At 51.1% G+C, this 13337-nt stretch carries 13 protein-coding genes; all 13 read left to right on the top strand.

All coding sequences use genetic code 11. The features are described from left to right. Positions 1 to 94 precede the first annotated feature (94 nt). The 13 genes from pyrH to rnhB all read left to right on the top strand — a co-directional run bounded on the left by pyrH (position 95) and on the right by rnhB (position 13306). On the top strand, positions 95 to 820 hold the full coding sequence (gene pyrH, locus A9180_RS00395) for a UMP kinase (protein WP_000224573.1): 726 nt from the start codon (positions 95 to 97) through the stop codon (positions 818 to 820). Positions 821 to 1111: 291 nt separating this feature from the next. Next, positions 1112 to 1669: a ribosome recycling factor gene (gene frr / locus A9180_RS00390; RefSeq protein WP_000622419.1), complete on the top strand. Its 558-nt coding sequence runs from the start codon at positions 1112 to 1114 to the stop codon at positions 1667 to 1669. A gap of 92 nt (positions 1670 to 1761) precedes the next feature. Next, positions 1762 to 2958, top strand: a complete 1197-nt coding sequence (gene ispC, locus A9180_RS00385) for a 1-deoxy-D-xylulose-5-phosphate reductoisomerase (RefSeq protein WP_064525002.1) — start codon at positions 1762 to 1764, stop codon at positions 2956 to 2958. A 188-nt stretch (positions 2959 to 3146) separates the two neighbouring features. After that, positions 3147 to 3905, top strand: coding sequence for a (2E,6E)-farnesyl-diphosphate-specific ditrans,polycis-undecaprenyl-diphosphate synthase (gene ispU / locus A9180_RS00380; protein WP_001295562.1), 759 nt, complete (start codon positions 3147 to 3149; stop codon positions 3903 to 3905). A gap of 12 nt (positions 3906 to 3917) precedes the next feature. Continuing rightward, positions 3918 to 4775 (top strand): phosphatidate cytidylyltransferase, encoded by an 858-nt coding sequence (cdsA, locus tag A9180_RS00375; RefSeq protein WP_064524999.1) that lies wholly within the window; start codon positions 3918 to 3920, stop codon positions 4773 to 4775. Positions 4776 to 4786: 11 nt separating this feature from the next. Next, positions 4787 to 6139: a sigma E protease regulator RseP gene (rseP, locus tag A9180_RS00370; protein ID WP_064524996.1), complete on the top strand. Its 1353-nt coding sequence runs from the start codon at positions 4787 to 4789 to the stop codon at positions 6137 to 6139. A 29-nt stretch (positions 6140 to 6168) separates the two neighbouring features. Beyond that, positions 6169 to 8577, top strand: a complete 2409-nt coding sequence (bamA, locus tag A9180_RS00365) for an outer membrane protein assembly factor BamA (protein ID WP_064524992.1) — start codon at positions 6169 to 6171, stop codon at positions 8575 to 8577. 121 nt (positions 8578 to 8698) lie between these two features. Beyond that, a complete protein-coding gene (skp, locus tag A9180_RS00360) occupies positions 8699 to 9184 on the top strand; it encodes a molecular chaperone Skp (RefSeq protein ID WP_000758958.1) in 486 nt (161 codons plus the stop codon). 3 nt (positions 9185 to 9187) lie between these two features. Then, entirely contained in the window at positions 9188 to 10213 is a 1026-nt protein-coding gene (lpxD, locus tag A9180_RS00355; protein WP_064524990.1) for a UDP-3-O-(3-hydroxymyristoyl)glucosamine N-acyltransferase, read from the top strand. A gap of 104 nt (positions 10214 to 10317) precedes the next feature. Continuing rightward, positions 10318 to 10773: a 3-hydroxyacyl-ACP dehydratase FabZ gene (gene fabZ, locus A9180_RS00350; RefSeq protein WP_000210739.1), complete on the top strand. Its 456-nt coding sequence runs from the start codon at positions 10318 to 10320 to the stop codon at positions 10771 to 10773. Positions 10774 to 10776: 3 nt separating this feature from the next. After that, positions 10777 to 11565, top strand: a complete 789-nt coding sequence (lpxA, locus tag A9180_RS00345; RefSeq protein ID WP_000565966.1) for an acyl-ACP--UDP-N-acetylglucosamine O-acyltransferase — start codon at positions 10777 to 10779, stop codon at positions 11563 to 11565. Beyond that, positions 11565 to 12713: a lipid-A-disaccharide synthase gene (gene lpxB, locus A9180_RS00340; protein ID WP_064524987.1), complete on the top strand. Its 1149-nt coding sequence runs from the start codon at positions 11565 to 11567 to the stop codon at positions 12711 to 12713. Before lpxA ends, lpxB begins: the two co-directional genes overlap by 1 nt. Beyond that, positions 12710 to 13306: a ribonuclease HII gene (rnhB, locus tag A9180_RS00335; RefSeq protein WP_064524984.1), complete on the top strand. Its 597-nt coding sequence runs from the start codon at positions 12710 to 12712 to the stop codon at positions 13304 to 13306. The genes lpxB and rnhB overlap by 4 nt, the downstream gene beginning before the upstream one ends. The last annotated feature ends 31 nt before the right edge of the window (positions 13307 to 13337 follow it).

The raw sequence follows: 13337 nt of genomic DNA, 5'->3' as shown, positions 1-13337 counted from the left end.
ATTCAGCTAACCCTTATGGGGCTGCGCTGAAAAGCGAAGTACAATATCGCTGGTATTAATTCATTTCAATCGTTGACAGTCTCAGGAAAGAAACATGGCTACCAATGCAAAACCCGTCTATAAACGCATTCTGCTTAAGTTGAGTGGCGAAGCTCTGCAGGGCACTGAAGGCTTCGGTATTGATGCAAGCATACTGGATCGCATGGCTCAGGAAATCAAAGAACTGGTTGAACTGGGTATTCAGGTTGGTGTGGTGATTGGTGGGGGTAACCTGTTCCGTGGCGCTGGTCTGGCGAAAGCGGGTATGAACCGCGTTGTGGGCGACCACATGGGGATGCTGGCTACCGTAATGAACGGTCTGGCAATGCGTGATGCACTGCACCGCGCCTATGTGAACGCTCGTCTGATGTCCGCTATTCCATTGAATGGCGTATGCGACAGCTACAGCTGGGCAGAAGCTATCAGTCTGTTGCGCAACAACCGTGTGGTGATCCTCTCCGCCGGTACTGGTAATCCATTCTTTACCACTGACTCCGCAGCGTGCCTGCGTGGTATCGAAATTGAAGCCGATGTGGTGCTGAAAGCGACCAAAGTTGACGGCGTGTTTACCGCTGACCCGGCGAAAGATCCAACAGCAACGATGTATGAGCAGCTTACTTACAGCGAAGTGCTGGAAAAAGAGCTGAAAGTCATGGACCTGGCGGCCTTTACGCTGGCTCGTGATCACAAATTACCGATTCGTGTTTTCAACATGAACAAACCGGGTGCGCTGCGCCGTGTGGTAATGGGTGAAAAAGAAGGAACATTAATCACGGAATAATTCCCGTGATGGATAAATAAGGGTAAGATTCCGCATAAGTATCGCGGGGGCGTAAGTCTGGTTATAAGGCGTTATTGTTGCAGGCAGTTTGGTCACGGCCAGCGCGCAGCAACCGGAGCGTACATAAGTACGTGAGGATGGCGAGCACTGCCCGGGGCCAAAATGGCAAATAAAATAGCCTAATAATCCAGACGATTACCCGTAATATGTTTAATCAGGGCTATACTTAGCACACTTCCACTGTGTGTAACTGTCTGGTCTGACTGAGACAAGTTTTCAAGGATTCGTAACGTGATTAGCGATATCAGAAAAGATGCTGAAGTACGCATGGACAAATGCGTTGAAGCGTTCAAAACCCAAATCAGCAAAATACGCACGGGTCGTGCTTCTCCCAGCCTGCTGGATGGCATTGTCGTGGAATATTACGGCACGCCAACGCCGCTGCGTCAGCTGGCAAGCGTAACGGTAGAAGATTCCCGTACTCTGAAAATCAACGTGTTTGACCGTTCAATGTCTCCGGCCGTTGAAAAAGCGATTATGGCGTCCGATCTCGGCCTGAACCCGAACTCAGCAGGTAGCGACATCCGTGTTCCGCTGCCGCCGTTGACGGAAGAACGTCGTAAAGATCTGACCAAAATCGTTCGTGGTGAAGCTGAACAGGCGCGTGTTGCAGTACGTAACGTGCGTCGTGACGCGAACGACAAAGTGAAAGCACTGTTGAAAGAAAAAGAGATCAGCGAAGACGACGATCGCCGTTCTCAGGACGATGTACAGAAACTGACTGATGCTGCAATCAAGAAAATTGAAGCGGCGCTGGCAGATAAAGAAGCAGAACTGATGCAGTTCTGATTTCTTGAACGACAAAAAACGCCGCTCAGTAGATCCTTGCGGATCGGCTGGCGGCGTTTTGCTTTTTATTTTGTCTCAACTCTGGATGTTTCATGAAGCAACTCACCATTCTGGGCTCGACCGGCTCGATTGGTTGCAGCACGCTGGACGTGGTGCGCCATAATCCCGAACACTTCCGCGTAGTTGCGCTGGTGGCAGGCAAAAATGTCACTCGCATGGTAGAACAGTGCCTGGAGTTCTCTCCCCGTTATGCCGTTATGGACGATGAAGCGAGTGCGAAACTTCTTAAAACGATGCTACAGCAACAGGGTAGCCGCACCGAAGTCTTAAGCGGGCAACAAGCTGCCAGCGATATGGCTGCGCTTGAAGAAGTTGATCAGGTGATGGCGGCGATTGTCGGCGCTGCTGGCCTGTTACCGACCCTTGCCGCGATCCGAGCCGGTAAAACCATCCTGCTGGCAAACAAAGAATCACTGGTCACCTGCGGACGTCTGTTTATGGACGCTGTAAAGCAGAGCAAAGCACAGTTATTACCGGTCGATAGCGAACACAACGCCATTTTTCAGAGTTTACCGCAACCTATCCAGCATAATCTGGGATACGCTGACCTTGAGCAAAATGGCGTGGTGTCCATTTTACTTACCGGGTCTGGTGGTCCGTTCCGTGAGACGCCCTTGCGTGATTTGGCAGCAATGACGCCCGATCAAGCATGCCGTCATCCGAACTGGTCGATGGGACGTAAAATTTCCGTCGATTCGGCTACCATGATGAACAAAGGTCTGGAATACATTGAAGCGCGCTGGTTGTTTAACGCCAGCGCCAGCCAGATGGAAGTGCTGATTCACCCGCAGTCAGTGATTCACTCGATGGTGCGTTATCAGGATGGCAGCGTTCTGGCACAACTGGGGGAACCCGACATGCGTACGCCAATTGCCCACACCATGGCATGGCCGAATCGCGTGAACTCTGGCGTGAAGCCGCTCGATTTTTGCAAACTGAGCGCGTTGACATTTGCTGCACCGGATTATGATCGCTATCCATGCCTTAAACTGGCGATGGAGGCGTTCGAACAAGGCCAGGCAGCGACGACCGCATTGAACGCTGCAAACGAAATCACCGTTGCAGCCTTTCTTGCGCAACAAATCCGCTTTACGGATATCGCCGCGTTGAATTTATCCGTGCTGGAAAAAATGGATATGCGCGAACCACAATGTGTGGACGATGTGTTGTCTGTCGATGCCAATGCGCGTGAGGTCGCCAGAAAAGAGGTGATGCGTCTCGCAAGCTGAGGATAATCCAGCTACAGAGAGTCGTGCTATTTGTTAGCGTAGGGCTTCAGTGATATAGTCTGCGCCATCTGATCGTAAGTAGTTGGCTTTATAAGGTCAGATATGCCGTGGTTTCACACGGCTTTTTTTTGTATAGGCTTCAGTATTCCTGAGTACCGTAAACCCTGTCAGGGAATAAAAAACGCGTGATGTTGTCTGCTACTCAACCACTTAGCGAAAAATTGCCAGCGCATGGCTGTCGCCATGTTGCGATCATTATGGACGGCAATGGTCGCTGGGCAAAAAAGCAAGGGAAGATTCGTGCCTTTGGGCATAAAGCCGGGGCAAAATCCGTCCGCCGGGCTGTCTCTTTTGCGGCCAACAACGGTATTGAGGCGTTAACGCTGTATGCCTTTAGTAGTGAAAACTGGAACCGACCAGCGCAGGAAGTCAGTGCGTTAATGGAACTGTTTGTGTGGGCGCTTGATAGCGAAGTAAAAAGCCTGCACCGACATAACGTGCGTCTGCGTATTATTGGCGATACCAGTCGCTTTAACTCGCGTTTGCAAGAACGTATTCGTAAATCTGAAGCGTTAACTGCCGGGAATACCGGTCTGACGCTGAATATTGCGGCGAACTACGGTGGACGTTGGGATATTGTCCAGGGAGTCAGGCAACTGGCTGAAAAGGTGCAGCAAGGAAACCTGCAACCGGATCAGATAGATGAAGAGATGCTTAACCAGCATGTCTGTATGCATGAACTGGCCCCTGTAGATTTAGTAATTAGGACTGGGGGGGAGCATCGCATTAGTAACTTTTTGCTTTGGCAAATTGCCTATGCCGAACTTTACTTTACAGATGTTCTTTGGCCCGATTTCGATGAACAAGACTTTGAAGGGGCGCTAAATGCCTTTGCTAATCGAGAGCGTCGTTTCGGCGGCACCGAGCCCGGTGATGAAACAGCCTGATGGGGGTCGCTTTTGCTGAAGTATCGCCTGATATCTGCTTTTGTTTTAATACCCGTCGTCATCGCGGCACTGTTTTTGCTGCCGCCGGTGGGGTTCGCCATTGTTACGCTGGTAGTTTGTATGCTGGCGGCGTGGGAATGGGGACAGCTTAGCGGTTTTACCACTCGCTCGCAGCGGGTATGGCTGGCGGTGCTGTGCGGGTTATTGCTGGCGCTGATGCTTTTTCTATTGCCGGAATATCATCGGAATATTCATCAACCACTGGTTGAAGTCTCACTTTGGGCTTCGCTTGGTTGGTGGGGGGCTGCGTTATTATTGGTGTTATTTTACCCCGGTTCGGCGGCAATCTGGCGCAACTCTAAAACGTTACGCATTATTTTCGGTGTATTAACCATTGTGCCTTTCTTTTGGGGCATGCTGACGTTACGTGCGTGGCACTATGACGAGAATCATTACAGTGGCGCGATATGGCTGCTCTATGTCATGATCCTGGTCTGGGGAGCTGACTCAGGGGCATATATGTTTGGCAAATTATTTGGCAAACATAAGCTTGCGCCGAAGGTTTCTCCGGGTAAAACCTGGCAAGGTTTTATTGGCGGACTCGCGACCGCAGCGGTAATCTCATGGGGTTACAGTATGTGGGCAAATCTCGACGTCGCACCCGTCACCTTACTCATTTGCTCCATTGTCGCAGCGTTAGCCTCTGTGCTCGGCGACTTAACTGAGAGCATGTTTAAGCGCGAAGCAGGAATTAAGGACAGCGGTCATTTAATTCCAGGACACGGTGGTATTTTAGATCGTATTGATAGCCTGACGGCTGCGGTGCCGGTCTTTGCTTGCCTGTTGTTGCTGGTATTCAGGACGCTTTAACGGAAGGTATTATGCTGAGTTTTCTCTGGGATTTGGCTTCGTTCATCGTTGCACTGGGGGTGCTTATCACCGTGCATGAATTTGGTCATTTCTGGGTTGCCCGGCGCTGTGGTGTTCGCGTTGAGCGCTTCTCGATAGGCTTTGGTAAGGCGCTCTGGCGCCGCACTGACAAACTCGGCACCGAATATGTCATCGCCCTGATCCCCCTGGGCGGTTATGTCAAAATGCTGGATGAACGCGCAGAACCGGTTGTTCCGGAACTTCGCCACCATGCCTTCAATAATAAAACTGTTGGCCAGCGTGCAGCGATAATCGCCGCAGGTCCGGTTGCAAACTTCATTTTTGCTATCTTTGCTTACTGGCTGGTTTTTATCATTGGTGTTCCCGGCGTTCGCCCCGTTGTTGGTGAAATATCAGCCAACTCGATTGCCGCAGAAGCACAAATTGTACCTGGCACGGAACTAAAAGCTGTAGATGGTATCGAAACGCCTGATTGGGATGCCGTGCGCTTACAACTGGTTGACAAAATCGGCGACGAAAGCACCATCCTTACGGTGGCACCTTTTGGCAGCGATCAACGACGAGATGTAAAGCTTGATTTGCGAAACTGGGCGTTTGAGCCTGACAAGGAAGATCCGGTATCTTCTTTGGGGATTCGCCCTCGAGGGCCGCAAATTGAACCTGTACTGGAAAATGTGTCACCAAACTCAGCGGCAAGTAAGGCAGGTTTGCAAGCAGGCGACAGGATCGTTAAAGTCGATGGTCAGCCATTAACGCAATGGCTGACGTTTGTGATGCTTGTCCGGGATAACCCGGATAAACCGTTAGCGTTAGATATCGAAAGGCAGGGGAGTCCCTTGTCTTTGACATTAATCCCGGAGAGCAAACCGGGTAAGGGTAAAGCGATTGGTTTTGCCGGCATTGAGCCGAAAGTCATTCCTTTGCCAGACGAGTATAAAGTTGTACGCCAGTATGGACCGTTCAACGCCATCGTTGAAGCCACGGACAAAACGTGGCAATTGATGAAGCTGACGGTCAGTATGCTGGGAAAATTGATCACCGGTGATGTGAAACTGAACAACCTCAGTGGGCCGATCTCTATCGCCAAGGGGGCTGGGATGACAGCGGAACTCGGGGTTGTTTATTACCTGCCGTTCCTTGCGCTTATTAGCGTGAACTTAGGGATAATTAACCTGTTTCCGTTGCCCGTACTTGACGGGGGGCATCTGCTGTTCCTTGCGATCGAAAAGATCAAGGGCGGACCGGTATCCGAGCGAGTTCAAGACTTTTGTTATCGCATTGGCTCGATTCTGCTGGTGCTGTTAATGGGGCTTGCACTTTTCAATGATTTCTCTCGGTTATGAGAGTTAGTTAGGAAGAACGCATAATAACGATGGCGATGAAAAAGTTGCTCATAGCGTCGCTGCTGTTTAGCAGCGCCACCGTATACGGTGCTGAAGGGTTCGTAGTGAAAGACATTCATTTCGAAGGCCTTCAGCGTGTCGCCGTTGGTGCGGCCCTCCTCAGTATGCCGGTGCGCACAGGCGACACGGTTAATGATGAAGATATCAGTAATACCATTCGCGCTCTGTTTGCTACCGGCAACTTTGAGGATGTTCGCGTCCTTCGTGATGGTGATACCCTTCTGGTTCAGGTAAAAGAACGTCCGACCATTGCCAGCATCACTTTCTCCGGTAACAAATCGGTGAAAGATGACATGCTGAAGCAAAACCTTGAGGCCTCTGGCGTGCGAGTGGGGGAATCCCTTGATCGCACTACCATTGCCGATATCGAGAAAGGTCTGGAAGACTTCTACTACAGCGTCGGTAAATACAGCGCCAGCGTAAAAGCTGTCGTGACCCCACTGCCGCGTAACCGTGTTGACCTAAAACTGGTGTTCCAGGAAGGTGTGTCAGCTGAAATCCAGCAAATCAACATTGTTGGTAACCATGCTTTCACCACCGACGAACTGATCTCTCATTTCCAGCTGCGTGACGAAGTGCCGTGGTGGAACGTGGTAGGCGATCGTAAATATCAGAAACAGAAACTGGCGGGCGACCTTGAAACCTTGCGCAGTTACTATCTGGATCGCGGTTATGCCCGTTTCAACATCGACTCTACCCAGGTCAGTCTGACTCCAGATAAAAAAGGTATCTACGTCACGGTAAACATTACCGAAGGCGATCAGTACAAACTCTCTGGCGTTGAAGTGAGCGGTAACCTTGCCGGACACTCTGCTGAAATTGAGCAGTTGACTAAGATCGAGCCGGGCGAGCTGTATAACGGCACTAAAGTGACCAAAATGGAAGATGACATTAAAAAGCTTCTTGGTCGCTATGGTTATGCCTATCCGCGCGTGCAGTCGATGCCTGAAATCAACGACGCCGACAAAACCGTTAAATTACGTGTGAACGTTGATGCGGGTAACCGTTTCTACGTACGTAAGATCCGTTTTGAAGGTAACGACACCTCGAAAGATGCCGTCCTGCGCCGCGAAATGCGCCAGATGGAAGGTGCCTGGCTGGGCAGCGATCTGGTCGATCAGGGTAAAGAACGTCTGAATCGTTTGGGCTTCTTTGAAACGGTTGATACCGATACCCAACGTGTTCCGGGTAGCCCGGACCAGGTTGACGTGGTCTACAAGGTGAAAGAACGTAACACCGGTAGCTTCAACTTTGGTATTGGTTACGGTACTGAAAGTGGTGTGAGCTTCCAGGCTGGCGTACAGCAGGATAACTGGTTAGGTACCGGTTATGCTGTTGGTATCAACGGTACCAAAAACGATTACCAGACCTATGCTGAATTGTCGGTAACCAACCCGTACTTCACTGTAGATGGTGTAAGCCTTGGCGGTCGTGTCTTCTATAATGACTTCCAGGCAGATGACGCCGACCTGTCCGACTATACCAACAAGAGTTATGGTACAGACGTAACGTTGGGCTTCCCGGTTAACGAATACAACTCGCTGCGTGCAGGTCTGGGTTATGTACATAACAAACTGTCCAATATGCAGCCACAGGTTGCAATGGATCGTTATCTGGAATCAATGGGTGAATATGGTAAAGACAGCTTTGCTGCTGACGATTTCACCTTTAACTACGGCTGGACATACAACAAACTTGACCGAGGTTATTTCCCGACAGATGGTTCACGCGTAAACCTGACTGGTAAAGTAACTATTCCTGGTTCAGATAACGAATACTACAAATTATCGTTAGACACTGCGACTTATGTACCGATCGATGACGATCATAAATGGGTTGTCTTGGGGCGTACTCGCTGGGGTTATGGTGATGGTATTGGCGGCAAAGAAATGCCGTTCTATGAGAACTTCTATGCCGGTGGTTCCAGTACCGTGCGTGGCTTCCAGTCCAACACTATTGGTCCGAAAGCGGTCTATAAAAAGGGTGCTCACTCTTCTAATGATGAGTACGATGATTACGAAGAGTGTACTGAGAGTAATGGTTGCCAGTCTGATGACGCCGTGGGTGGTAACGCAATGGCGGTTGCCAGCTTTGAGCTGATCACACCGACACCGTTTATTAGTGAAAAATATGCTAACTCAGTTCGTACTTCCTTGTTCTGGGATATGGGTACGGTTTGGGATACCAACTGGCAAGCAAGTAGATATCCTGATTATCCAGACTATAGTGATCCAGGCAATATCCGTATGTCTGCGGGTATCGCATTACAATGGATGTCCCCATTGGGGCCGTTGGTGTTCTCCTACGCCCAGCCGTTCAAAAAGTACGATGGAGACAAGGCTGAACAGTTCCAGTTTAACATTGGTAAAACCTGGTAAGTGTTCTCCACAAAGGAATGTAGTGGTAGTGTAGCGATGACTTTAGGCGATCTCGATAAGATCGCCGGGCCACGCAAAGAACTGCACCTTCCGGTGCAAATGGGATGGTAAGGAGTTTATTGTGAAAAAGTGGTTATTAGCGGCAGGTCTGGGTTTAGCACTGGCAACTTCTGCTCAGGCGGCTGACAAAATTGCAATCGTCAATATGGGCAGCCTGTTTCAGCAGGTAGCACAGAAAACCGGTGTTTCTAACACGCTGGAAAATGAGTTCAAAGGCCGTGCCAGCGAACTGCAGCGTATGGAAACTGATCTGCAAGCTAAAATGAAAAAGCTGCAGTCCATGAAAGCCGGCAGCGATCGCACTAAGCTGGAAAAAGACGTGATGGCTCAACGCCAGACTTTTGCTCAGAAAGCGCAGGCTTTTGAGCAGGATCGCGCGCGTCGTTCCAACGAAGAACGCGGTAAACTGGTTACTCGTATCCAGACTGCTGTGAAATCCGTTGCCAGCAGCCAGAGCATCGATCTGGTTGTTGATGCAAACGCCGTTGCTTACAACAGCAGCGATGTAAAAGACATCACTGCTGACGTACTGAAACAGGTTAAATAAGTAATGCCTTCAATTCGACTGGCTGATTTAGCGCAGCAGTTGGATGCAGAACTACACGGTGATGGCGATATCGTCATCACCGGCGTTGCGTCCATGCAATCTGCACAAACAGGTCACATCACGTTCATGGTTAATCCTAAATACCGTGAACATTTAGGCTTGTGCCAGGCGTCTGCGGTTGTAATGACCCAGGACGATCTCCCTTTCGCGAAAAGTGCCGCGCTGGTAGTGAAGAATCCCTACCTGACTTACGCGCGCATGGCGCAAATTTTAGATACCACGCCACAGCCTGCGCAAAACATTGCACCGAGTGCAGTGATCGACGCAACGGCGAAGCTGGGTAACAACGTATCGATTGGCGCGAACGCGGTGATTGAGTCCGGCGTTGAATTGGGCGATAACGTGGTTATCGGCGCCGGTTGCTTCGTTGGTAAAAACAGCAAAATCGGTGCAGGTTCGCGTCTTTGGGCGAACGTGACGATTTACCATGAGATCCAGATTGGTCAGAATTGCCTGATCCAATCCGGAACCGTGGTAGGCGCAGACGGCTTTGGCTATGCCAACGATCGTGGTAACTGGGTGAAGATCCCGCAGATTGGTCGCGTAATTATTGGCGATCGCGTGGAGATCGGCGCGTGTACCACCATCGATCGCGGCGCGCTGGATGACACTGTGATCGGCAATGGTGTGATCATTGATAACCAGTGCCAGATTGCACATAACGTCGTGATTGGCGACAATACGGCGGTTGCCGGTGGCGTCATTATGGCGGGCAGCCTGAAAATTGGTCGTTACTGCATGATCGGCGGAGCCAGCGTAATCAACGGGCATATGGAAATATGCGACAAAGTGACGGTTACGGGCATGGGTATGGTGATGCGTCCCATCACTGAACCAGGCGTCTATTCCTCAGGCATTCCGCTGCAACCCAACAAAGTCTGGCGCAAAACCGCTGCACTGGTGATGAACATTGATGATATGAGCAAGCGTCTGAAATCGCTTGAGCGCAAGGTTAATCAACAAGACTAACGTTCCATCTTTTGTTCGCCAAACTTTACGGCCTGTCTCATTCTTACGATTGCGGCAGGCCGTGTTATTATTGTCGTTTCTTATATTTTGACAGGAAGAGTATCTTGACTACTAACACTCATACTCTGCAGATTGAAGAGATTTTAGAACTTCTGCCGCACCGTTTCCCGTTCTTACTGGTGGATCGCGTGCTGGATTTTGAAGAAGGCCGTTTTCTGCGCGCAGTAAAAAATGTCTCTGTCAATGAGCCATTCTTCCAGGGGCATTTTCCTGGAAAACCGATTTTCCCGGGTGTGCTGATTCTGGAAGCTATGGCACAGGCAACAGGTATTCTGGCGTTTAAAAGCGTAGGAAAACTGGAACCGGGCGAGCTGTACTATTTCGCTGGTATTGACGAAGCGCGCTTCAAGCGCCCGGTTGTGCCTGGCGATCAAATGATCATGGAAGTCACTTTCGAAAAAACGCGCCGCGGCCTGACCCGTTTTAAAGGGGTTGCTCTGGTCGACGGTAAAGTAGTTTGCGAAGCAACGATGATGTGTGCTCGTAGCCGGGAGGCCTGATACGTGATTGATAAATCCGCCTTTGTGCATCCAACCGCCATTGTGGAAGAAGGTGCGTCGATTGGCGCCAACGCCCACATTGGTCCTTTTTGTATCGTTGGACCCCATGTCGAAATTGGTGAGGGTACCGTACTGAAATCTCACGTTGTCGTGAATGGTCATACTAAAATTGGCCGCGACAATGAGATTTATCAGTTCGCCTCCATCGGTGAAGTTAACCAGGATCTGAAATATGCTGGCGAACCGACCCGCGTGGAAATCGGCGATCGTAACCGCATTCGCGAAAGCGTCACCATTCATCGTGGCACAGTCCAGGGCGGTGGATTGACGAAGGTGGGCAGCGACAACTTACTGATGATCAACGCGCACATTGCGCACGATTGTACGGTAGGTAACCGCTGTATTCTCGCCAACAACGCAACGCTGGCGGGGCACGTATCGGTAGACGACTTCGCGATCATCGGCGGCATGACCGCAGTCCATCAGTTCTGCATCATTGGTGCGCACGTGATGGTTGGCGGCTGCTCCGGTGTGGCGCAGGACGTCCCTCCTTATGTCATTGCGCAGGGTAACCACGCAACGCCATTCGGTGTCAACATCGAAGGGCTGAAGCGCCGCGGATTCAGCCGCGAGGCGATTACCGCTATCCGCAATGCGTATAAGCTGATTTATCGCAGCGGTAAAACGCTCGATGAAGTGAAACCGGAAATTGCTGAACTTGCGGAAACGTATCCGGAAGTGAAAGCTTTTACCGATTTCTTTGCACGCTCAACGCGCGGTCTGATTCGTTAATGACTGAACAGCGTCCATTAACGATTGCCCTGGTCGCCGGAGAAACCTCCGGCGATATCCTGGGGGCCGGTTTAATCCGCGCTCTGAAAGAACGTGTGCCCAATGCCCGCTTTGTTGGTGTTGCCGGGCCACGGATGCAGGCCGAAGGCTGCGAAGCCTGGTACGAAATGGAAGAGCTGGCGGTGATGGGCATTGTGGAAGTGCTCGGTCGTCTGCGTCGCTTACTGCATATTCGTGCCGATCTGACAAAGCGTTTTGGCGAACTGAAGCCAGATGTTTTTGTTGGCATTGATGCGCCTGACTTCAATATTACCCTCGAAGGTAACCTTAAAAAGCAGGGTATCAAAACCATTCATTATGTCAGTCCGTCCGTCTGGGCGTGGCGACAGAAACGCGTTTTCAAAATAGGCAGAGCCACCGATCTGGTGCTCGCATTTCTGCCTTTCGAAAAAGCGTTTTACGACAAATATAACGTGCCGTGCCGTTTTATCGGCCACACCATGGCTGATGCCATGCCGTTAGATCCAGATAAAAACACCGCCCGTGATGTGCTGGGGATCTCTCACGATGCCCACTGTCTGGCGTTGTTGCCTGGCAGTCGTGGCGCGGAAGTGGAGATGCTTAGTGCCGATTTCCTGAAAACGGCGCTGCTTTTGCGCCAGACATATCCGGATCTCGAGATCGTGGTGCCGTTGGTGAATGCCAAACGCCGCGAGCAGTTTGAACGCATCAAAGCTGAAGTCGCGCCAGACCTTTCGGTTCATCTGCTGGATGGAATGGGCCGTGAGGCGATGGTCGCCAGCGATGCGGCGTTACTGGCGTCGGGTACGGCAGCACTGGAGTGCATGCTGGCGAAATGCCCGATGGTAGTGGGATATCGCATGAAGCCTTTTACTTTCTGGCTGGCGAAACGGCTGGTGAAAACTGATTATGTCTCTCTGCCAAATTTGCTGGCGGGCAGAGAGTTAGTCAAAGAGTTATTGCAGGAAGAGTGTGAGCCGCAAAAACTGGCTGCGGCGCTGTTACCGCTGTTGGCGAACGGAAAAACCAGCCATGCGATGCACGACACTTTCCGCGAACTGCATCAGCAGATCCGCTGCAATGCCGATGAGCAGGCGGCACAAGCCGTTCTGGAGTTAGCACAATGATCGAATTTGTCTATCCGCACACGAACCTGGTTGCGGGTGTGGATGAAGTTGGGCGCGGGCCGTTGGTTGGCGCGGTCGTTACCGCTGCCGTGATCCTCGACCCGGCGCGCCCGATAGTCGGGCTAAATGATTCTAAAAAGCTGAGTGAAAAACGCCGTCTGGCGCTCTACGAAGAGATCAAAGAGAAGGCGTTAAGCTGGAGTCTGGGCCGCGCGGAACCTCATGAAATCGACAAACTAAATATTCTACACGCGACCATGCTGGCGATGCAGCGTGCGGTTGCGGGGCTGCATATTGCGCCGGAATATGTGTTGGTTGATGGCAACCGCTGTCCGAAATTGCCGATGCCGTCGATGGCAGTGGTGAAAGGCGACAGCCGTGTGCCAGAGATCAGCGCTGCGTCTATCCTGGCGAAAGTGACGCGCGACGCTGAATTGGCGGCGCTGGACATCGTTTATCCACAATATGGTTTTGCCCAACACAAAGGGTATCCAACCGCTTTTCATCTGGAAAAACTGGCCGAACACGGCGCGACCGAACACCATCGGCGCAGCTTTGGCCCTGTCAAACGCGCACTGGGACTTGCGTCCTGATTCTTGTGTCGAGATTAAGTAAACCGGAATC

The organism is Escherichia sp. B1147 (assembly GCF_001660175.1).
In the GTDB taxonomy this organism is placed as follows: domain Bacteria; phylum Pseudomonadota; class Gammaproteobacteria; order Enterobacterales; family Enterobacteriaceae; genus Escherichia; species Escherichia whittamii.
Note: the sequence above shows the minus strand (reverse complement) of the source record. Positions and strands in the feature narration are given on the sequence as shown.

Coding starts and splice junctions, on each gene's coding strand:
- lpxB (WP_064524987.1), top strand. CDS start 11,565: ATGACTGAACAGCGTCCATTAACGATTGCCCTGGTCGCCGGAGAAACC.
- ispC (WP_064525002.1), top strand. CDS start 1,762: ATGAAGCAACTCACCATTCTGGGCTCGACCGGCTCGATTGGTTGCAGC.
- rseP (WP_064524996.1), top strand. CDS start 4,787: ATGCTGAGTTTTCTCTGGGATTTGGCTTCGTTCATCGTTGCACTGGGG.
- rnhB (WP_064524984.1), top strand. CDS start 12,710: ATGATCGAATTTGTCTATCCGCACACGAACCTGGTTGCGGGTGTGGAT.
- pyrH (WP_000224573.1), top strand. CDS start 95: ATGGCTACCAATGCAAAACCCGTCTATAAACGCATTCTGCTTAAGTTG.
- bamA (WP_064524992.1), top strand. CDS start 6,169: ATGGCGATGAAAAAGTTGCTCATAGCGTCGCTGCTGTTTAGCAGCGCC.
- lpxD (WP_064524990.1), top strand. CDS start 9,188: ATGCCTTCAATTCGACTGGCTGATTTAGCGCAGCAGTTGGATGCAGAA.
- ispU (WP_001295562.1), top strand. CDS start 3,147: ATGTTGTCTGCTACTCAACCACTTAGCGAAAAATTGCCAGCGCATGGC.